This is a genomic window from Methylosinus sp. (assembly GCF_036560965.1).
In the GTDB taxonomy this organism is placed as follows: Bacteria; Pseudomonadota; Alphaproteobacteria; order Rhizobiales; family Beijerinckiaceae; genus Methylosinus.
In genome coordinates, this window is the sequence record NZ_DATBQF010000018.1 from 166,295 (window position 1) to 184,747 (window position 18,453).

At 66.1% G+C, this 18,453-nt stretch carries 20 protein-coding genes; 11 read left to right on the plus strand and 9 right to left on the minus strand.

All coding sequences use genetic code 11. The features are described 5' to 3' along the window. The first annotated feature begins 138 nt into the window (after positions 1-138). Positions 139-636 carry a hypothetical protein gene (locus VIF40_RS04865; RefSeq protein ID WP_331936396.1) on the plus strand — a complete coding sequence of 166 codons (498 nt, stop codon included), beginning with the start codon at positions 139-141 and terminating at the stop codon, positions 634-636. A gap of 63 nt (positions 637-699) precedes the next feature. Here VIF40_RS04865 and VIF40_RS04870 read toward each other — a convergent pair whose 3' ends face one another. Beyond that, the gene (locus tag VIF40_RS04870) at positions 700-1,887 is read right to left on the minus strand and encodes an MFS transporter (RefSeq protein ID WP_331936397.1); all 1,188 of its coding nucleotides are present in this window, start codon (positions 1,885-1,887) and stop codon (positions 700-702) included. A 121-nt stretch (positions 1,888-2,008) separates the two neighbouring features. Here VIF40_RS04870 and VIF40_RS04875 point away from each other — a divergent pair, with 121 nt between their 5' ends. Continuing rightward, complete coding sequence (locus VIF40_RS04875; RefSeq protein WP_331936398.1) at positions 2,009-3,145, plus strand: methyltransferase; 1,137 nt, start codon at positions 2,009-2,011, stop codon at positions 3,143-3,145. 142 nt (positions 3,146-3,287) lie between these two features. Further along, positions 3,288-4,016 carry a serine protease gene (locus VIF40_RS04880; protein ID WP_331936399.1) on the plus strand — a complete coding sequence of 243 codons (729 nt, stop codon included), beginning with the start codon at positions 3,288-3,290 and terminating at the stop codon, positions 4,014-4,016. Here the strand turns inward: VIF40_RS04880 and VIF40_RS04885 are convergent. The 4 genes from VIF40_RS04885 to VIF40_RS04900 form a co-directional block, all read right to left on the minus strand. Continuing rightward, positions 4,006-4,446 (minus strand): iron-sulfur cluster assembly scaffold protein, encoded by a 441-nt coding sequence (locus tag VIF40_RS04885; RefSeq protein WP_331936400.1) that lies wholly within the window; start codon positions 4,444-4,446, stop codon positions 4,006-4,008. The two genes, VIF40_RS04880 and VIF40_RS04885, sit on opposite strands and share 11 nt — an antisense overlap. Further along, positions 4,443-4,841 (minus strand): DUF1641 domain-containing protein, encoded by a 399-nt coding sequence (locus VIF40_RS04890; RefSeq protein WP_331936401.1) that lies wholly within the window; start codon positions 4,839-4,841, stop codon positions 4,443-4,445. Before VIF40_RS04890 ends, VIF40_RS04885 begins: the two co-directional genes overlap by 4 nt. Positions 4,842-4,862: 21 nt before the next feature. Next, positions 4,863-6,053, minus strand: a complete 1,191-nt coding sequence (locus VIF40_RS04895) for an FAD/NAD(P)-binding oxidoreductase (protein ID WP_331936402.1) — start codon at positions 6,051-6,053, stop codon at positions 4,863-4,865. A gap of 144 nt (positions 6,054-6,197) precedes the next feature. Next, complete coding sequence (locus VIF40_RS04900) at positions 6,198-6,791, minus strand: TetR/AcrR family transcriptional regulator (RefSeq protein WP_331936403.1); 594 nt, start codon at positions 6,789-6,791, stop codon at positions 6,198-6,200. A gap of 162 nt (positions 6,792-6,953) precedes the next feature. On the opposite strand from VIF40_RS04900, the gene leuD reads away from it, so the two are divergent. The 5 genes from leuD (at position 6,954) to ptsN (ending at position 11,993) form a co-directional block, all read left to right on the plus strand. After that, positions 6,954-7,559 (plus strand): 3-isopropylmalate dehydratase small subunit, encoded by a 606-nt coding sequence (gene leuD / locus VIF40_RS04905; protein ID WP_331936404.1) that lies wholly within the window; start codon positions 6,954-6,956, stop codon positions 7,557-7,559. A 116-nt stretch (positions 7,560-7,675) separates the two neighbouring features. Beyond that, complete coding sequence (lptB, locus tag VIF40_RS04910) at positions 7,676-8,647, plus strand: LPS export ABC transporter ATP-binding protein (protein ID WP_331936405.1); 972 nt, start codon at positions 7,676-7,678, stop codon at positions 8,645-8,647. 187 nt (positions 8,648-8,834) lie between these two features. Continuing rightward, the gene (gene rpoN, locus VIF40_RS04915; RefSeq protein WP_331936406.1) at positions 8,835-10,412 is read left to right on the plus strand and encodes an RNA polymerase factor sigma-54; all 1,578 of its coding nucleotides are present in this window, start codon (positions 8,835-8,837) and stop codon (positions 10,410-10,412) included. A 332-nt stretch (positions 10,413-10,744) separates the two neighbouring features. Then, a complete protein-coding gene (gene hpf, locus VIF40_RS04920; RefSeq protein WP_331936407.1) occupies positions 10,745-11,314 on the plus strand; it encodes a ribosome hibernation-promoting factor, HPF/YfiA family in 570 nt (189 codons plus the stop codon). Between the two features lie 214 nt (positions 11,315-11,528). After that, the gene (gene ptsN, locus VIF40_RS04925; RefSeq protein WP_331936408.1) at positions 11,529-11,993 is read left to right on the plus strand and encodes a PTS IIA-like nitrogen regulatory protein PtsN; all 465 of its coding nucleotides are present in this window, start codon (positions 11,529-11,531) and stop codon (positions 11,991-11,993) included. Positions 11,994-12,049: 56 nt separating this feature from the next. Here the strand turns inward: ptsN and VIF40_RS04930 are convergent, their stop codons facing one another. Beyond that, complete coding sequence (locus tag VIF40_RS04930; protein ID WP_024878137.1) at positions 12,050-12,328, minus strand: general stress protein; 279 nt, start codon at positions 12,326-12,328, stop codon at positions 12,050-12,052. A gap of 153 nt (positions 12,329-12,481) precedes the next feature. Continuing rightward, complete coding sequence (locus VIF40_RS04935; RefSeq protein ID WP_331936579.1) at positions 12,482-13,297, minus strand: response regulator; 816 nt, start codon at positions 13,295-13,297, stop codon at positions 12,482-12,484. A 184-nt stretch (positions 13,298-13,481) separates the two neighbouring features. Here VIF40_RS04935 and VIF40_RS04940 point away from each other — a divergent pair, with 184 nt between their 5' ends. From VIF40_RS04940 to fumC, 3 genes are all read left to right on the plus strand, one after another. Beyond that, positions 13,482-13,817 carry a NepR family anti-sigma factor gene (locus tag VIF40_RS04940; protein WP_331936409.1) on the plus strand — a complete coding sequence of 112 codons (336 nt, stop codon included), beginning with the start codon at positions 13,482-13,484 and terminating at the stop codon, positions 13,815-13,817. Further along, positions 13,817-14,395: a sigma-70 family RNA polymerase sigma factor gene (locus VIF40_RS04945; RefSeq protein ID WP_331936410.1), complete on the plus strand. Its 579-nt coding sequence runs from the start codon at positions 13,817-13,819 to the stop codon at positions 14,393-14,395. The genes VIF40_RS04940 and VIF40_RS04945 overlap by 1 nt, the downstream gene beginning before the upstream one ends. Before the next feature lie 71 nt (positions 14,396-14,466). Then, on the plus strand, positions 14,467-15,873 hold the full coding sequence (gene fumC / locus VIF40_RS04950) for a class II fumarate hydratase (RefSeq protein WP_331936411.1): 1,407 nt from the start codon (positions 14,467-14,469) through the stop codon (positions 15,871-15,873). A 631-nt stretch (positions 15,874-16,504) separates the two neighbouring features. Here the strand turns inward: fumC and VIF40_RS04955 are convergent. Next, the gene (locus tag VIF40_RS04955; RefSeq protein ID WP_331936412.1) at positions 16,505-17,410 is read right to left on the minus strand and encodes a heparan-alpha-glucosaminide N-acetyltransferase; all 906 of its coding nucleotides are present in this window, start codon (positions 17,408-17,410) and stop codon (positions 16,505-16,507) included. Beyond that, positions 17,407-18,393: a hypothetical protein gene (locus tag VIF40_RS04960; RefSeq protein ID WP_331936413.1), complete on the minus strand. Its 987-nt coding sequence runs from the start codon at positions 18,391-18,393 to the stop codon at positions 17,407-17,409. Before VIF40_RS04960 ends, VIF40_RS04955 begins: the two co-directional genes overlap by 4 nt. Positions 18,394-18,453 lie beyond the last annotated feature (60 nt).

An 18,453-nucleotide genomic window follows, 5' to 3' on the forward strand; every position in this document is an offset into this window, starting at 1 on the left:
AGATCGTTTCGAAGTGCTACGTATTACAGGAGCGACGCGCATGCTGCGAGCTGAATTTCTTCCCGGCGAGACACTGGTCGGCGCCGGATTTGCGGCTCTTTTAGAAGGCGCGACGCCCCGATGCCTCGAGGAGCCCAGATGAGGAAGACCCCCTTGTTCGACGATATTCGCGAGCTATGCCTTCGCCGCTGCGACACGATTTTCTATTCCCTCGTGGCGATCGTCGCCCTCGCCCGCGCGATCGTCGATTTCGAGGACGGCGCATTCAGCCTCGAGCTCTACTCGGCCCTCGTCAATATCATCGGCTATCGCGAATTGCTGCGGCTCTTCCTGTGGGCGCGCGAGAATCCGCGCTACGCCATCGCCTCGCTCTATGGCGCGGTCATCGCTTCGGCGCTGCCGGTCATGTTCTCGCATCCGAGCGCCTTCCTCTTCGAATGCGCGGTCTATCTGCTGCTGCGTCTCGCCGCTCACATGCTGTTCGGCCTCGACGAGAAGATCGTCATCAAGCTCTATCGCGAGGTGCTGTTCGATTATTACAATCGCAAGCCGCCGCAGAAGCGCGACCGCAAGCCGCGCAAATCGCTGCTCGAGCGTCTCGGCCTCGAGGACGGCTTCGCTCCGGGAACGGCCTGAGCCGTAGCGGAACCGCCCGAGCCGTGGCGAGAGCGCCGTCCGCTCCGGTCGGATCGGAAAGCGCTAGCGCTTCGGCCCCGTCTCCGGCATGGCGACGATGACCAGCGCGAGCCCGACGAGAGCGACGACGGCGAGCGTCAGAAAGCCCGCCGCATAGCCGCTCGAGGTGACGATGAAGCCCGCGACGGCGAGGCTCGTCGCGCCGCCGACGCCCTGCACGAATCCGAGGCCGCCGCGCGCGAGGCTGTAATGTCCCGTGCCGCGCATGATGTCGGCGAGCACGAGCGGCAGCAGCGCATCGAACAAGCCGCCGCCGACGCCGTCCAGCAATTGCGCCGCCAGCAGATGCAGCGGCGTCTGCGCGAAGACGCAGGCGAGATCGCGCGCGAGCAGCGCCGCGAAGGCGAGGACGATGAGCGGCTTTCGGCCGATGCGATCGGCGCGCTCGACGATGAGCGCCATGGCGATCGTCGAGAGCTGCGCGAGAATGATCGCCGCCGAGGTGACGCCGCTCTCGAGCCCCGGATTTTCCGAAGCGAGCTTTTGCGCGATCAACGACAGCGTCGGCGCATTGGCGAAATTGAACAGCGCCGCCGCCGCCGCATAGACGAGCAGCGTGCGGTAATGCAGCAGATCGCGCAGCCGGCCCGGCTGTGGCGGAAGCGCGGGATCGCTGTCCTCGAGGCCGCGGGCGCGGTCGTGATCGATGTCCGCGGCGGGAATGGCGAAAGCCGCCCGCGCCGCGAGCCCAGCGAAGATCGGCGCCAGATAGAAGGGCGCCGTCTGCGACGCCAGCACGCCGACGAAGCCGACGATTCCGGCGATGAAAATATTCCCCGCGCGATCGAAGGCGGCGTTGCGGCCGAGCCGCTCGGCGAGCCTGTCGCGGCCATAGAGGCCGAGCGTGATCGCCGCCACAGTCGGCGCGAAGACGGCGCCGAGAGTCGCCATCACGACATCTGCCGCGACGACCACCGGAATGCTCGGCGCGTGAATGATGGCGAGGCCGCAGGCGCAGAGGACGAAGCTCGCGAGCACCAGAAGCTCGCGCTTGGCGTGCGTGCGGTCGATGAAGGCGCCGACCGCCGGATGCGCGGCGATGCCGACGAGCCCGCTCACCGTCAGCACCGCGCCGATCTCCGCCTGGCTCCAATGCGCCTCGGTGAACAGAAAAACCCCGACGAACGGCCCGAGCCCGCCGCGCACGTCGGCGAGGAAAAAATTGAGCCGGTCGAGAGCGTCGAAGCGCATGGCGGCGATGGTTCCGTGGTTCCCCCTCCGGTCAAACGCCCGGACCAGGGATAATCGACGTTTCCGCGCCGCCGCTTTTGGGCTAGGAGCGGATTATCCATGCTGGGCGGAGGGGCCGCATATGGGGCAGTTCTTTCGGGACAGGCTGCGGCGTCTCCGCGATCGGCTGGTGTCGAGCCCGCGCTTCCAGCGTCTCGCCGCCGCTCATCCGCTGACCCGCGCGAAGGCGCGACAGCGCGCGCGGGCCATGCTCGATCTGTGCGCTGGCTTCGTCTATTCGCAGGTGCTGCTCGCCTGCGTGCGGCTGAAGCTGCTGGAGCTTCTGCTCGAGCAGCCGCGCGATGCGGAGCAGATCGCGGAAAAGCTCGCGCTGTCGCAGGACGCCGCGGCGCGGCTGCTCGACGCCGCCGCCTCGCTCGGCCTGGTGGAGCGGCGCGGCAAGGGACGCTTCGGCCTCGGCGAGCTCGGCGCGGCGCTCATCGGCAATCCGGCGGCGCTCGCGCTCGTCGCGCATCAGCCCATGCTCTACGCCGATCTCGCCGATCCCGTGGCGCTGCTGCGCGGCGACGAATCGGCGGAGCCGCGGCTCGCCGATTATTGGCCCTATTCGGCGGCGGAAAATCCGGCCGCGCTCACCGCCGAGGAGGTCGCGCCCTATAGCGCGCTGATGGCCGCCTCGCAGCCGCTGGTGGCGCAGGAGCTGCTCGACGTCTATTCGCTCCGCCGCCACAAGACGCTGCTCGACGTCGGCGGCGGCGAAGGCGCCTTTCTCATCGCCGCGGCGGCGCGCGCGCCGCGGCTGCGGCTGATGCTGTTCGATCTGCCTTCCGTGGTGGAGCGCGCCCGCGCCCGGCTGGAGGAAGCGGGACTGAGCAAGCGCGCCAGCGTCTTTTCGGGGAATTTTCTCGCCGATCCGCTGCCCAAAGGGGCAGACGTCATCACGCTGATCCGCATCGTCCATGATCACGACGACGCCTCGGCGCTGGAGCTGCTGCGCAATGTGCGCCGCGCTTTGCCGCGCGACGGGACGCTGCTCATCATCGAGGCCATGTCCGGCGTCGCCGGGGCGGAGCCGCTCGACGCCTATTACGGCTTCTACACGCTGGCCATGGGCCGCGGCGAGCCGCGCACCATGGCCGAGATGCAGAAGCTCGCCAAAAAGGCCGGCTTCGGCCGTTTCCGACTGCTGAGCAATCCGATGCCCATCGTCGCGAGCATTCTGGCGGCGCGGCCCGATCCAGACTATCACGGTCCTTGACCTGGACCGGAGTGGTCGGCGCCGCGCCCCATGGCGGTCGTCCCGACTTGCCGGACCGGACGGAGCGGCCATGTCTTGGTCGGGGCAACACAGATCTCTGGTCGGGGGACAAAGATCCCCGGTAGGAGAGAAAGGCCGGCCGATGACGATCGAACCTCTGCTGCTCACCACCGCGCGCGTCTGCACCTTCGAGGCCCGAGCCCCGCTGACCAACGCCAGCGGCTTCTTCTTCGAGCGCGGCGAGCGCCTGTTTCTGGTGACGAGCCGCCATGTGCTGAGCGACGCGTCGAGCGGGCATTTTCCCGACCGCATCGAGATCGAGCTGCATAATGATGCGCAGAACATGGCGATGTCGACGGGCTTCTCGATCCCGCTCTACGAGAACGGCAAGAGCGTCTGGCGCCAGGGCGTCGACGCCGGCGGCGAGGTGGATGTGGCGGCGATCGAGATCGAGCGCGGCGCGCTGCCGACGCCGACCATCTATCGGGCCTTCACCCCGGCGAATCTTCCCGGCGGCTTCGATCAGGTCGAGATCGGCTCCTCGCTGCTGATTCTCGGCTTTCCGCTCGGCTTCCACGACACGCTGCATCACATGCCGGTGGCGCGGCAGGGCGTCGTCGCCTCCTCCTTCGGCCTTCGCTTCCAGGGCCAGGGCTATTTTCTGACCGACGCGCGCACCCATCGCGGCGCGAGCGGCGCGCCGGTCGTCGCCCGCGTGCCGGCGCTGGAAGCGCGGCAGGGCGATCTGCCCTGGACGCTGCTCGGCGTCCATTCCGCGCGGCTCGACGTCGGCCGCGACCTCCAGCAGGACGAGGCGCTCGGCCTCAATTGCGCCTGGTACGCCGATATTCTGCTCGCGCTCACCGAGTGAGCTGCGCCGCGGCCTCGGCGAGCGCCTCGAAGGGCAGCAGGATAGAGCCGCGCCGCGACGGGAAGGCGCGCGCCGCGACGAAGACGTCGAGCTCGCGCCACGCCGGCGGAAAGCGCACGTCCGTCCCCGCCACGAGCGCCGCCAGCGCCTCGCCTGCCTCGGCAATCTCGGCGAAGCGCGCGCCGACGGCCGCTGCGACGACGATGGCCGTGGAGGCCATGCCCAGCGTGCAGGCCCGCGCGCGATGGCCGAGCGCGACGACGCGGCCGTTCTCGCTTCTCACATCCAGCGTGAGCGTGCTGCCGCAGAGCGGGCTCGTCCGCGTGACGCTGAGGTCGGCGGGGACGAGCCTCACATCATCGCGAACGCGCCGCGCCCAATTGCGCACCCGCTCCTCATAGAGCGCAGCGAGCGCGCGATCCTCGGTCATGCGGCCGGCTCGTCGCGCGTCTGGCGCCCGAGCACGGCGAGGAACAAGAGCGCGAAATGCAGACCGCGCCGCACATCCTCGTCGCCGGCGGCGCGCAGCAGGCCGAGCAGCGAGGGCGTCGGCTTCGTCGCCGCCTCATTGGCGGCGAAGCGCGCGGCGTTGCCGAGCGTCCAAGCGGCGCCGATCGCCTCCTCATAGGCTTTCATCAGCTTTTGGATCATCGCATCGTCGGCCATGTCCACGGCGTCGGACATCAGCGAGAGCAGATCGACGATATTGTGGAAGCGCCGGCCCTGCAGAAGCGGCGCGGCCTTGGCGAGAAGATCGGAAATTCCACGTTCCGTCGCTTCGTCGAGAACGGCGCGCTCGACGCCGATGGTTTCGAGATTTGTCATCGCTCATCCCTCACTTCATGTTCAGATCACGCCGCGGGCGACCGACCAGTAGATGCCCCGGTTGAACGCCTTGCGGAGAAGGCCGCCGAGCTTGGTCGGCGGGGTGGGATGAACATCCTCGTCATAGTCGTACCAGAGCGGCATCCCCATCTCGAGGCCCATTTGCGCGACGGCCTGGACCTTGCCGTCATAGGCGTCGACGGTGCGGCCGATGCGCAGGTCGCCGGCGATGTTGTTGGCGATGACCGGGCATTGGTTGTGGCAGGAGCCGCCGGCCTTGCTGATCGGCAAATCGACCGTGTCGCCCATCACATAGGCGTTTGAAAAACCCTCGATCTGCAAGGTCCGCCGGTCTGTCGGCAGCCAGCCTTCATTGTTCTGCGCCTGGGAAACGCCGCTCTCGATCACCGCGTCGACGGCGCGAATCGGCGGCGTGCACATCAGCAGGTCGAAATTCTCCTCGCGTCCTTCCTCGGATATCGCCACCTTGCGATCGGCATCGACCGAGCCGAGCGTGAAGCCGCGCTGAAATTTAATGCCCTTGCTCTCGAAGACGGAGGGCAGCACCTCGCACACCTCCTGCTGGAGGAAGAGGCAATTGCGCAAGAGCTGCGAGACGGTGGGATAGGTGTAGACGATCTCGATGGCGTCGCGGACGCCCTTGCGGCGCAGATATTCGTCGAGCATCAGCGTCGTCTCGATCGGCGCTATGCCGCATTGATGCGGGACATTGGGCGTCTTGGGGAAGTTGACGGTGATGAAGATGCGGCCCTTCTCGAAGCCGCGCAGCTTGTCGGCGAGGCGTCGCGCCGGCTCGTATTGGTAGAAATAGTCCCCCGATTCTCTGAGGCCCGGAACCCGCTCGGGCGCCGGCAGGCAACCGGTGGAGACGACGATATAGTCATAGCCGATCTTGCGGCCGCTTCGCGTCGTCACGCTGGAGCCGGCGAAGTCGAAGCGCTCGACCTTGTCGACCAGAAACTCGATCTCCGGGCGCAGCAGCGAGCTCTGCTTGCGGCGCAGCTCGCCCTCGAAGAACATGTCGAAGGCGACATACATGAATGCCGGCTTGTAATAGTGCCATGGCGAATCCGAGAGCATGGTCACCTGCACGGCGCCCTGCGAAATCTCCGGATAGAGCTTGGCGACGATGCTGTTGGCGGTCATCGTTCCGCCTATGCCGCCGCCGACGACGAGTATGCGCTTGGTCAATCCATCCTCCCTCGGTGTTCCACGGTGCTCGAGGCCCGCGGTTTTTGGTCGGTCGCCGGGGGATCGACCCCGGAGCTTCGTCGGACGGCCGTCTTCGGCCGCCATTTGATAAATGACCGGTCGTCTCGAAATCCGGCAAAAAAATCACGCGCGGAAATAGCCGTTCAACAGCATGTCGCGGAATTGGACGAGCGGACGAATGGAGCGCTCGATCTTCATGCGCAGGAGCGACCCCTGCCAGGCGTCGACAAGAAAATCCGCCATTTCCTGCGCGTCCAGATCGCGGCGGAAACATCCTTCCGTCTGGCCGCGGGCCAGTCCCTCGCGCAGCTTGTCCCGATAGCGGCGCACCGCCTCGCGCAGCGAGGTCTGGCACAAATCGCTAGTGTCGCCGATCTCGCCGATCAGATTGCCGAGCAGGCAACCGCCTTTGAACCCCTGGCGCTCTGTCTCGGCGATCAGCGTGTCGAAATAGGCGCGCAACGCCACATCGGCGCCGACATCCGTGCGTCCGAGCTGGGCGTCGAGCTGCGCGATGAAGGGATCGATATAATGCTTCACCACCTCGGCGCTGAACGCCTCCTTGCTGGCGAAGTAATTGTAGAAAGAGCCCTTCGGCACGCCGACGCTTTTCACCAGCTCGTGCAGGCCGGTGCCGTGATAGCCTTGCTCCATCAGCAGGGCGACGCCCTGGTCGAGAAGCTTGCGCCGAATATCGTTCACGTCCCGTCTGCTCATGGCGATCTTATACGACCGATCGTCTCAGAATACAAGCACGGCCCCCGGCGCGACGGCCGACATGGCGGCCTCGCCACGGGATCGCCGCTTTGCGCGGCGCCGGCGATTTGGTAAAGGGCCCGGAGTTTCGCCGATGCGCCCGAAGCCGCCGAGGACACGAGAATGGAAAAATTCGTCACGTTGACCGGCGTCGCCGCGCCGATGCCGATCATGAATATCGACACCGACATGATCATCCCCAAGCAATATCTGAAGACGATCGCCCGCACCGGCCTCGGCAAGGGGCTGTTCTCGGAGATGCGCTACGCGGACGACGGCTCGGACAATCCCGATTTCGTGCTCAACAAGCCCGCCTATCGCAACGCCAAAATATTGGTGGCGGGCGATAATTTCGGCTGCGGCTCGTCGCGCGAGCATGCCCCCTGGGCGCTGCTCGACTTCGGCGTGCGGGCGGTGATCTCGACGAGCTTCGCCGACATTTTCTACAATAACTGCTTCAAGAACGGCATTCTGCCGATCCAGGTCACGCAGGCCGATCTCGACAAGCTCATGGACGACGCCACGCGCGGCGCCAACGCCACGCTGACGATCGACCTCGCCGCCCAGGAGATCCGCGGCCCGGACGGCGGCGTCGTGAAATTCGACATCGACCCGTTCCGCAAGCACTGTCTGCTCGAGGGGCTCGACGATATCGGCCTCACGCTGCAGAAAAAGACCGCGATCGGCGCCTTCGAGGCGAAATCGGCGGCCGCGCGGCCCTGGGCCTGACCGCGGTTTCCCGTATTGCAAAAAAGTAACGAGGGTTTTTCGTCGGGGAGGCATAGGATCGCAGCGAGGCGGCGCGCGATCCCGCGTTTCGTCTCGCACGTCCAGGGCGCCCAGGCTTGAGCATCCGATCCTACCCATCCGCGAGCGACACCCGCCGATCCGGCCTGCTGAGCCGGATCGCCGAACGCCTGCGCCTGCGCCGACCGGCCCCCCGAGAGCAGGCTTCGACCCGATTCACGACCGAAACCGACGCCTGGAACGGGGACGGCGCCGAAAATTTAGGCGCCGAGGAGAATGCCGAAGCGAGCGCCGCCGGCCCGGGCGACGCGCCCTATTCGGACGAGGACGAGGCCTGCGCCGCGCATAAGGGCGTGCTGTCGATTCAGCACCTCGCCAAGGCCTATAAGACCCGCCGCGTCGTCGAGGATGTGAGCCTGCATGTGGCGCGGGGCGAGGCGGTCGGATTGCTCGGCCCCAACGGCGCCGGCAAGACCACGGTTTTCTACATGATCACCGGGCTGGTGAAGCCGGACCGCGGTCTCATCGCGCTCGACGGCTATGACGTCACCGGCCTGCCCATGTATCGGCGCGCGCGGCTCGGCATCGGCTATCTGCCGCAGGAGGCGTCGATCTTCCGCGGCCTCACCGTCGAGGACAATATTCGCGCCGTGCTGGAGATCACCCAGCCCGACAAGCGCCTACGCGAGCAGGAGCTGGACGCGCTGCTCGAGGAGTTCAAGCTCGAGCGCCTGCGCCGCACGCCCGCGATGGCGCTCTCGGGCGGCGAGCGGCGTCGTTGCGAGATCGCCCGCGCTCTCGCCGGCAAGCCCTCCTTCATGCTGCTGGACGAGCCCTTCGCCGGCATCGACCCGATCGCCGTCGGCGGCATTCAGGATCTCGTGCGCCACCTCAAGGCGCGCGGCATCGGCGTGCTGATCACCGACCATAGCGTGCGCGAGACTCTGGGCCTCACCGACCGCGCCTACATCATCTACAACGGCCATGTCTTGACCGAGGGAACGCCCGAGGAGATCGTCGCGAATCCCGATGTGCGGCGGATTTATCTCGGCGAAGATTTCAAGATGTGATCTTGGGATGTGATTCTGACCGGAAGCGTCGCAGCGATTAACTGCTAGGCGGAATTTCCGGGGGGCGCCGAATAATTGGTCCTGCGCCCAACGCCTCCCCGTGCTATAAGCAAGAAACAGGCCGAGAACAGCCGTTGTGGCGGCCGACAGCCGTACGTAATGGCGGAAAGTTTCGAGTAGGCGGAAAATGGCTATTTCCACCAAACTGATGATGCGTCAGGGCCAAGCCCTGGTGATGACGCCCCAGCTCCTGCAGGCCATCAAGCTCCTGCAATTCTCCAATCTAGAGCTTTCCGCTTTCCTCCATGAGGAGCTCGAGCGCAATCCGCTGCTCGAGGCGGTCGAATCCGACGACATTCCCGATCCGCATCAGGAGCCGCGCGGCGAAGGCGACGGCGGCGACGCCGGCTTCGAAGGCGGCGGCGAGCCGCGCGAGGGCGACTGGGCGCAGGACAGCCTCGCCGTCGACGCGGGCCAGCTCGCGGCCGAGCTCGGCACGGAGATCGGCAATGCTTTCGAGCTCGAGGGCCCGCGCAGCGGCGCGGTCGACTCCTCCGGCTCGCTGGAGGGCGCGGGGCTCTCGGCCAATTCCTGGACCGGCGCGAGCGGCGTCGGAGGCGATGGCGAGACGCCCAATCTCGAGGCCTATGTCGCCGCCGACGCCAGCCTCCACGATCATCTCGCCGAGCAGCTCGCTCTCGCCTCCGCCGATACCCGCGATCGGCTGATCGGCCACGCCATCATCGACGCCATCGACGAGACCGGCTATCTGCGCGAGGACATCGACGAGATCGCCCTGCGGCTCGACGCCGATCCGGTGCGCGCCGCGGCGGTGCTGGCGACGATCCAGAGCTTCGACCCCTCCGGCGTCGCCGCGCGCGACCTGCAGGAATGTCTCGCCATTCAGCTGCGCGAGCGCGACCGCTTCGATCCGGCGATGCAGATTTTCATCGCCAATCTGCCATTGCTCGCCAAGCGGGACTTTCCCGCTCTCGCGCGGCTCTGCGGCGTCGACGAGGAAGACGTGGCCGATATGGCGGCGGAGGTCCGCCGCCTCGATCCCAAGCCCGGCCGCGCCTTCGGCGGCGCGCCGATCCAGCCGCTGGTCGCCGACGTCATCGTGCGGCCGGCGACCGACGGCAGCTGGATGGTGGAGCTCAACTCCGACGCCCTGCCGCGCGTGCTGGTCAACCATTCCTATGCGGCGCGGGTGAGCGCCGGCGCCAAGCGCGACGGCGACAAGACCTTCATCTCGAGCTGCCTGCAGAACGCCAATTGGCTGACCAAGAGCCTCGAGCAGCGCTCGCGCACCATTCTGAAAGTCGCCTCGGAGATCGTGCGGCTGCAGGACGCCTTCTTGGCCAAGGGCGTCGAGCATTTGCGGCCGCTCAATCTGCGCACCATCGCCGACGCCATCGGCATGCACGAATCGACTGTGTCCCGCGTCACCTCGAACAAATATATGATGACGCCGCGCGGCATATTCGAGCTCAAATATTTCTTCTCCGCCTCCATCGCCACGACGAGCGGCGGCGAGGCCCATTCGGCCGAGGCGGTGCGCTACAAGATCAAGCAGATGATCGACAAGGAGAGCCCTTTCGACGTGCTCTCCGACGACGCCATCGTCGCCCGCCTCAAGCAGATCGACATCGACATCGCCCGGCGCACCGTCGCCAAATATCGCGACAGCCTGCGCATTCCGTCCTCGGTCGATCGCCGCCGCGCGAAACAGTCGATGGCGCGGGAGAGCGCGCCGGCGCTCTGAGCAGCGAACCACGCCGACTCGCAGGCGCCTCGGCGCCGCGGGAATGAGCAAAACGCTCGCCCATTGACTTCGCTGGCGGGGACACTTAGAGCCTGTCGCCGAAGCGGACCGGGCGCAAATGCGTCTTCGGCCCGTCTTCCGCCACGTTCGAACGGCAAGAATGACATTCGGGCGCTGGACCGAGCGTTCGCCGGGGCCGCGGCGAGGACCGTGTTGTGCGAGGACCGTGGGGAACGGCCGAAACCGACGCTCACGAAAGCCACCGACGATTTTTTGAAGGAATGCGCTCTCACGCCCGGCGCGAGCGCTCGAATGGACGAGGCAGACCCGACATGTCGCTGCGAGTGTCCGGCAAGAACATCAACATCGGCGAAGCCCTACGGACTCATGTCGCCGAGCGGCTGAAGACCGCCGCCGGCAAATTCTTCGACGGCGAGGTCCGCGGCCATGTGACGATCTCGCCGGAAGGATCGGGCTTTCGCGCCGATTGCAATCTGCATCTGGCCTCCGGCGTCGACGTTCAGGCGGACGGCCGCGCCCAGGAGCCTTACGCCTCCTTCGATCAGGCTGCCGACCGCATCGAGAAGCGCCTGCGCCGCTACAAGAGCCGGCTGAAGGACCATCACGGCGCCGCTCGCGACGGCGAGGGCGAGACCGCCCAGAGCTATGTGCTCGAGGCGCCCGATCAGGAGCAGGACGCGCCCAAGGAATTCGCGCCGACGATCGTCGCCGAGACGACGTCGCGGCTGCGGCGGCTGTCGGTCTCGTCCGCGGTGCTGGACCTCGATCTGACCGGCGCGCCAGTGATCGTTTTCCGCAACGCCGACACGGGTCGGCTCAATGTTGTCTACCGACGCGACGACGACCATATCGGTTGGATCGACGCGCCGGGCGGCGAATAAGCGGCATATATCTTGCCTTTCGATTGGACGCGACAGCTGTGAGGGCGGCTATGCTCATTTTGCGCGACGGGAGTTCGCCCTGCGACCCGACGAACGGCGTGAACCGCCGCGACGGATCGCTATGCATCCTTTGAACGACTGCGACCTCGCGCGCCGCGATTCGCGCGGCGGCGGAGCTCGGCCCGGACAAGGCCACGAATGGGATAGACGCCACATGCGGCTCGCGGATTTGCTCTCCACAGAAGCGGTCATTCCCGCGCTCAAGGCGAACAACAAGAAGCAGGCGCTTCAGGAGCTCAGCGACAAGGCGGCCGAGATTTCCGGCCTGCCGGCCCGTGAGATCTTCGACGCGCTGCTGCAGCGCGAGCGCCTCGGCTCCACGGGCATAGGCGACGGCGTCGCCATTCCGCATGGCAAGCTGGCGCGAATCAAATCGATCTTCGGGATTTTTGCGCGGCTCGAGCGGCCGATCGACTTCGACGCGCTCGATGGCGCGCCGGTCGATCTGATATTTCTGCTGGTGACGCCCGAGGCGTCGGGCGCCGACCATCTGAAGGCGCTGGCCTGCGCGGCGCGCGTGCTGCGCGATCCCGGCGTCATCGCGACGATTCGCGCGACGCGGGACCCTTCGGCCCTCTATTCGATCATCGCGCAAACCTCTACGCCTCACGCCGCCTGAGGCTCTCGCGCCGCTGACGTCAGCCGGCCGCGATACGGCGACAGAACAGCCGCGGATTACTCCGCGGCTGTTCTCGGCTTGCTGTGGGAGGCGTGGCCGCCCTTGCGCCCGGCCTCGGAAGCGAGCTGGTGATCGCGGGAAAAGCTCCGCTTCGTCGGATCGACGCTCTGGCCGCCCTTGCGTCCCGCCTTGGCCGCGAGCTCGGGGTTCTGGGAGAAGCTGCGCTTTTCATCCGGGACGTTCTGGCCGCCCTTGCGCGCGATCGCCCGCTGCTTCTCAGGGTCCATCGAAGCAAAGCCACGGTTCGACTTTTTCGTTTCCTGGATCGCCGTCATATCTTCTACCTTCTCTTGTCCCCCGGGAGTCAACGCCCGAGTCAAGACAAGGTTGCGCTCTATTCGTGGCCGATAGAAGTTTTTTTTGCCGCAATTCGGCCTGTGGTCTTTACGTACGAAAATGAACGATTACCTCAGCTATGGTTTAATTCTTCACTTGTGCTTATCATTGTATTTGAGATGGGACCGTCTGTCGAAAAATAAAGCTTGGCTGATGATCGCTTTCAAACTGTCGACGCTGAAAGGCTTGGCGATCAGGAAGGCCGGCTCCGGCGGCTCTCCGGTCAGAAAGCGCTCCGGATAGGCAGTCACGAAGATCACCGGCGTCGATAGCGAGCCGAGTATTTCATTGACCGCCTCGAGACCAGAGCTGCCGTCGGCCAGTTGAATATCGGCCAGAATGAGGCCGGGGGGAGTCTTGGATATGGCTTCGACCGCCTCCTTATGGGTGCGCGCCACCGTGACGACCTTATGGCCGAGCTCCTCGACGAGGCCGCGCAGATCCAGCGCGATCAGCGGCTCATCCTCGATGATCAGCACATCGGTGGCCAATTGGCCGGCGATTTCCGCGCTCGCCGTGTCGATCAGCGCCGCCGCGCGCGCCTCCGAGATGGACAGCGCCCGGGCGATCTCGCCGAGCGAGAAGCCCTCGAGCGCATGCAGCAGAAAGGCGATGCGCGGCTGCAGCGAGATGGCGTCGAGATTGCGTCGCGCGCTCGCCTCGTCGCCGGGGGCGACGCCGGACGTGTCGGTATGGTCGTTGATCGGGCTCGACGTCCAGATTTCCAGAAACAGGCGATAGAGGGAGATTTTCAGATCCTCGTCCGCGACGAGGCGCGTGGGGTCGGCGACCGCGGTTTCGAGCGTCGCCAGCACATAGGCGTCGCCGCCCTCGCGACTCCCCGAAAGAGCGCGGGCGAAGCGCCGCAAATAAGGCACATGCCTTAGAATCGCCTGAGAAATCGACATCATGCCCTCGTTTCGCGTTGCGAAGTCGCGCCATCATGGCGCCAGTGCGCTGCGTCAAATCGTCGCCTGAAATACGGGAACTATTTGGTAAAATTAGCGTTGTGAGTTGGTCGGCGCAATGCAGTACTAGCGCGGCCGCGTCCGCTCGCCAGAGTTGGGCCTCACGCGAAATCTCGAGGAGCAGATGGTAAAAAGCAGCCGGAAGTCCACTGCCGCCGCCTTGAGCACACCCCGAACCGGAGTCGAGATAGAGGATGGAGCCGTCCTCGCGCCGCAACCGCCCGTCGCCGACAGCGACGGGCTCGTGATGTTGAACGCCCGCCGCCCGTCGCGGAACCCGCGCGGCCGCGCCAAGGCCGACGCGCCCAATGACCTCGGCGAGCAGATCGGCGAGCAGCTCCGGGGACTTTATGACGACATCCTCAGCCAACCGGTTCCGGATCGTTTCCTAGAGCTCTTGAACCAGCTGGAGAGCGACCCGATATCCCCGACGCGGTCAAAGACGCCCGGGGAGGGATAGTGCCGACATCCGACGCGGCGAAAGCCGGAGGGAAGGGAACGAAAGCCGATCTCGTCGCGGCGATCCCCAATCTGCGCGCATTCGCGGTTTCGCTCTGCGGCAACGCCGACCGCGCCGACGACCTCGTCCAAGAGACTTTGGTCAAAGCCTGGAGCAACCTCGCCTCCTTCACCGAGGGCACCAATCTCACGGCCTGGCTGTTCACCATTCTGCGCAACATCCACTACAGCGACTTTCGCAAGCGGCGGCGCGAGGCGCCCGATCCGGACGGCGCCATCGCCGCGCGGCTGGTGTCGCTGCCGGCGCAGAACGCCCATATGGATTTTCTCGATTTCCGCACGGCGCTGCAGAAGCTTCCGCTCGACCAGCGCGAGGCGCTGATCCTCGTCGCCGCGTCCGGCCTCTCCTATGAGGAGGCGGCGACGATCTGCAATTGCGCGCCCGGCACGATGAAGAGCCGCGTCAATCGCGCCCGCAACCGCCTCACCGAGGTTCTCTCGCTCTCTTCGACGAGCGATATCGGCGATTCCTATTTCATCGGCGAGCAATCGATTCTGCCGCGCACCGGCAATGATTGATAGGCGGGCCGAAATGGCCCATAGGGAAGCTCGAGCCTGAAACGTCCGCGAGCGAGACCCGAGCGAAACCGATGAGCCAAACATCCCCCGAATTCCGAACCGAGCACGATTCCTTCGGCGACATCGAGGTTCCGGCCTCCGCCTATTGGGGCGCGCAGACGGAGCGGTCGCGGCGGAATTTCCCCATCGGCGTCGGCCATATGCCGATCGAGATCATCCATGCGCTGGCGCGGGTGAAGCTCGCCGCCGCCGAGGCCAATCTCGAGAAGGGGCTGCTGACGCCCGAGGTCGCCGCCGCCATTTCCGCGGCGGCGCGCGACGTGATCGAGGGCGGGCTCGACGCGCATTTCCCGCTCGTGATCTGGCAGACCGGCTCCGGCACGCAATCGAACATGAACGTCAACGAGGTCATCGCCAATCGCGCCAATGAGGCGCTGGGCGCGGGCCGCGGGGCCAAGGCGCCGGTGCATCCCAACGACCACGTCAATCTCGGCCAATCCTCCAACGACAGCTTCCCGACCGCGATCCATGTCGCTGCGGCCATCGCCATATCGCAGCGTCTGCTGCCGGCGGTGGAGCGCCTGCATGCGGCGCTGGCGGCCAAGTCCAAGGCCTTCGAGCCGATCGTCAAGATCGGCCGCACCCATTTGCAGGACGCGACCCCGGTCACGCTGGGCCAGGAGTTTTCGGGCTACGCCGCTCAGGCGGAGTTCGGCGCCAAGCGCATCCGCCAGGGCCTCGAGGATTTGTTCCTGCTCGCCCAGGGCGGCACCGCCGTCGGCACGGGCGTCAACACCTATAAGGGTTTCGCCGAAGCCGTCGCGGCGAGAATCGCAGCACAGACCGGCCTGCCCTTCGTCACCGCGCCAAATAAGTTCGAGGCGCTCGCGGCGCATGACGCAGCGGTCTTCGCCCATGGCGCGCTGAACGCGCTCGCCGCCGGGCTCTACAAGATCGCCAATGACATTCGCCTGCTCGGCTGCGGCCCGCGCGCGGGCTTCGCCGAGCTGAAGCTGCCGGAGAACGAGCCCGGCTCCTCCATCATGCCGGGCAAGGTCAATCCGACCCAGGTCGAATCGCTGACCATGGTCTGCACGCGCGTCTTCGGCAATCATGCGACGATCACCTTCGCCGCGTCGCAGGGCCATCTCGAGCTGAATGTCTTGAAGCCGGTGATCGCCGCCGCGCTGCTGGAATCGACGCTCTTGCTCGCCGACAGCATCGACAGCTTCATCACCCGCTGCATCGACGGCATCGAGCCGGACGAGGCGAATATCAAGAATTTCCTGGAGCGCTCGCTGATGCTGGTGACGGCGCTGGCGCCCAAGATCGGCTATGACGCCGCCTCCAAGATCGCCCGCGCCGCGCATCACAATGGCACGACGCTGCGCGAGGAGGCGCTGAAGTCCGGCAAGGTGACGGACGCCGAATTCGACGCGCTGGTGCGGCCGGAGAATATGCTCGCGCCGAATGATTGAAGATCCGCCCGCCCTCCACCGCGGGAGGATCGATGCGCGATCGCCCCGATAGCGATAGGTCGGCGAAGGCGGACGAGATTCCTCTCGACATGGAGGAGCTTCGCGCCATCGCCGGATATTCCGCCGAATGCGCGGCAGCCGCGCTCGAAATTTTCGAACGATCCTCTCCCACCGATTCGCGTCCGCGAAATGCTGATCGAAGCTGCGTGGACATTCGCGCAAGGCGGCAAAAGGGTGAAGGCGCTTCGGGACGCGGCGCACGCCGCGCTGAAGGCGGCGCTCGCATCCGATGACCCCGCCGCCAACCACGCAGCGCGCGCCGCTATGTGCGCGTCATCGGCGGCTTATCTTCATCCCTTGGCGCGTTCGACTCAGGTCAGGCATATTCTCGGAGCCGCCGCTCACGCGGCTAGAGCCGTCGAATTGACGGCGGGCGACACTGTCGATCTCGGGGCAGATCGAATACGGCGCGCCGCGCGTTGCGCTACTCCACAGGTTGTCGACGTGTTGCGCCGCTTTCCGGCGGCGCCGTCCGGCGGAGGACGCGTCGGCGAGCTGCTCCGTTCTCTCGACCGAACGCTTCGCGCCGGCGCCCTGACGCCGAGCGCTTCCGAACACGAAGCCTCATAGATCACTTCACGACGCAGGCGCGTGCGATTTTCTCGAGACGCGCGCGGCCTTCGTCGGTCGCAGCATCAGGAAGCGCATCTTCCCGCGCCGCCTCGCGCGCCACGCAATCGCAAGCCCTTTCGCATTTCTGCGCCTCCGCGCCCGAGGCGACGCATTGCGCGCGGCAAGCCTCCTCGAAATGCGCATTCGGCATTGGCGCGAGCAGCATGGCGACGGCGGTGAAGCCCGCGAAGAACACAGGTTGATGGATGAGATAGAGCGCGAGGCTGCGCCGCCCGAGAAAGGCGAGGCCGCGCGTCGGCGCGCCGCCGCGCGAATCCTCGACGACCGCAGAGCCGAGGCGCGCGAGCTTGGCCGCGCCGACGCCGATCAGCAGCGCGCCCGCCCAAGGCGCGAGCGGCCGATAATCATTGGTCAGCGGCTCGAAAGTCGATAGCCCCGTCCACCAGAACCAAGGCGCATCGAAGAAAGAGGCGCGCGCGAAGAACGATGCGGCGACGAGCGCGACGCCCGCGACAAACGCCGCCGGCCACGGCGCGAACAGAAACGGCAGAGCGAGCAGGCTCGCCGCCGCTATGCAATGCAGAATGCCGAAGAAGACGAAGCTCGACGGGAAGGCGATATAGGTTCCGCCGCTCACCAGCAGCGAAGCGCCGATGAGCAGCGCGAGCCTGCGCCAATAGGCGCGCGCGCGAAACGCCGTCCCATGCGCCAGCGCCAGCGACACGCCCGCGATGAACAGAAAGCTCGCCGCGGTCGCATGGCCGAAAGCCTTATAGGCGTCCGTATAGGGAATATCCGGATCGATATGGCCGAAATGGCCGAGGTCCCAGCCGAAGTGAAAGGCGAACATGGCCAGCACGGCGAGGCCGCGCGCGACATCGAGCCACAGCAGGCGCGCGGTCATTTGACCGCCGTCGTCGCCGTCGATTGGAATTTGCCGAACACCATATCCGGCGCCGAGAGATTGTGGCGCGAGGGCATATGCCGGCCGAGCCAAATTTCCGTCGCCGGCGCGCCCGGAAAGCCGATCACCGGCGCCTCCTGCCAGCCGATGCCGCGCTTGGTCCGCCAGGCGACCAGCGCGGCGTCGCTCATCGACTGTGTGGTGTACATCGACCGCAGCGAGGCGAAAGGCAGCCCGTCCGGCATTGCGTCGCTATAGGAGATGTCGAGCACGATGCGGTCCTGATCGATGGTGGCGACGCGCAGCTTCGCCTCGCCGCCGCGCCGGAAGCGCAGGATGAAGCTGCGCGTGTCGGGATCGAAGACGATCTCCTTCAGCGCCACGATCGGGCGCTCCTGCACCTCCACCGGGCCGATGAGAAAGGATGAGCCATAGGCGGTCCAGCGCATGTCCTCGAAGGGCAGGGGCCGCGCGCGCCAATAGCCGTCCGGCGGATAGAAGACGAGAATTTCTTCGGCGCGCTCGCGATAGGTCATCCACAGCTGCACGAGATGAAAGCCCGTCTCGACGCGGTCGCCGACGCGCACGGGCACGTCATTGGGCCGCCAGAAGGACGGAAACGTATAGCCGACCAGCCAGAATTCCGGCGTCTCCCAAAATGTGCGGCGGCGCGCGTCGGCGGCGAATTTGGGGTCATGCGAAAGGTCGCAGCTGGTCCAATCGGGCGCCCAGCGGTCCGAGCCGATCATGCCGATATAGGAAGGATGGACCGCCTGCACGCGCATGCGGCGCACCAGCGGCGAGACGAAATCGAGCTCGATATTGTCCTTCTCGGCGCAGAGCTCGGGCACGGATCGGTTCTCGATCCGCACTTGCAGATCCTCCTCCGCCTCCCGCGCCTCCTGCGCGAAGGAGGATCGGGCGAAAGGCAGGCTCGAGGCGGCGAGAAGAAGCCGGCGGCGGTCGATCAGCGGAGCGGACATGGCGGGTCGGGGTTTCCTGTCGGGGTGGGCGCGTCGGAGTGGGCGTGGCGGGTCGGCGCG

Excerpts from the sequence above, each read along its gene's own strand:
- VIF40_RS04865 (WP_331936396.1), top strand. The coding sequence starts at position 139 with ATGAGGAAGACCCCCTTGTTCGACGATATTCGCGAGCTATGCCTTCGC.
- VIF40_RS04870 (WP_331936397.1), bottom strand. The coding sequence starts at position 1,887 with ATGCGCTTCGACGCTCTCGACCGGCTCAATTTTTTCCTCGCCGACGTG.
- VIF40_RS04875 (WP_331936398.1), top strand. The coding sequence starts at position 2,009 with ATGGGGCAGTTCTTTCGGGACAGGCTGCGGCGTCTCCGCGATCGGCTG.
- VIF40_RS04880 (WP_331936399.1), top strand. The coding sequence starts at position 3,288 with ATGACGATCGAACCTCTGCTGCTCACCACCGCGCGCGTCTGCACCTTC.
- VIF40_RS04885 (WP_331936400.1), bottom strand. The coding sequence starts at position 4,446 with ATGACCGAGGATCGCGCGCTCGCTGCGCTCTATGAGGAGCGGGTGCGC.
- VIF40_RS04890 (WP_331936401.1), bottom strand. The coding sequence starts at position 4,841 with ATGACAAATCTCGAAACCATCGGCGTCGAGCGCGCCGTTCTCGACGAA.
- VIF40_RS04900 (WP_331936403.1), bottom strand. The coding sequence starts at position 6,791 with ATGAGCAGACGGGACGTGAACGATATTCGGCGCAAGCTTCTCGACCAG.
- leuD (WP_331936404.1), top strand. The coding sequence starts at position 6,954 with ATGGAAAAATTCGTCACGTTGACCGGCGTCGCCGCGCCGATGCCGATC.
- rpoN (WP_331936406.1), top strand. The coding sequence starts at position 8,835 with ATGGCTATTTCCACCAAACTGATGATGCGTCAGGGCCAAGCCCTGGTG.
- hpf (WP_331936407.1), top strand. The coding sequence starts at position 10,745 with ATGTCGCTGCGAGTGTCCGGCAAGAACATCAACATCGGCGAAGCCCTA.
- ptsN (WP_331936408.1), top strand. The coding sequence starts at position 11,529 with ATGCGGCTCGCGGATTTGCTCTCCACAGAAGCGGTCATTCCCGCGCTC.
- VIF40_RS04930 (WP_024878137.1), bottom strand. The coding sequence starts at position 12,328 with ATGACGGCGATCCAGGAAACGAAAAAGTCGAACCGTGGCTTTGCTTCG.
- VIF40_RS04935 (WP_331936579.1), bottom strand. The coding sequence starts at position 13,297 with ATGTCGATTTCTCAGGCGATTCTAAGGCATGTGCCTTATTTGCGGCGC.
- VIF40_RS04940 (WP_331936409.1), top strand. The coding sequence starts at position 13,482 with ATGGTAAAAAGCAGCCGGAAGTCCACTGCCGCCGCCTTGAGCACACCC.
- fumC (WP_331936411.1), top strand. The coding sequence starts at position 14,467 with ATGAGCCAAACATCCCCCGAATTCCGAACCGAGCACGATTCCTTCGGC.
- VIF40_RS04955 (WP_331936412.1), bottom strand. The coding sequence starts at position 17,410 with ATGACCGCGCGCCTGCTGTGGCTCGATGTCGCGCGCGGCCTCGCCGTG.
- VIF40_RS04960 (WP_331936413.1), bottom strand. The coding sequence starts at position 18,393 with ATGTCCGCTCCGCTGATCGACCGCCGCCGGCTTCTTCTCGCCGCCTCG.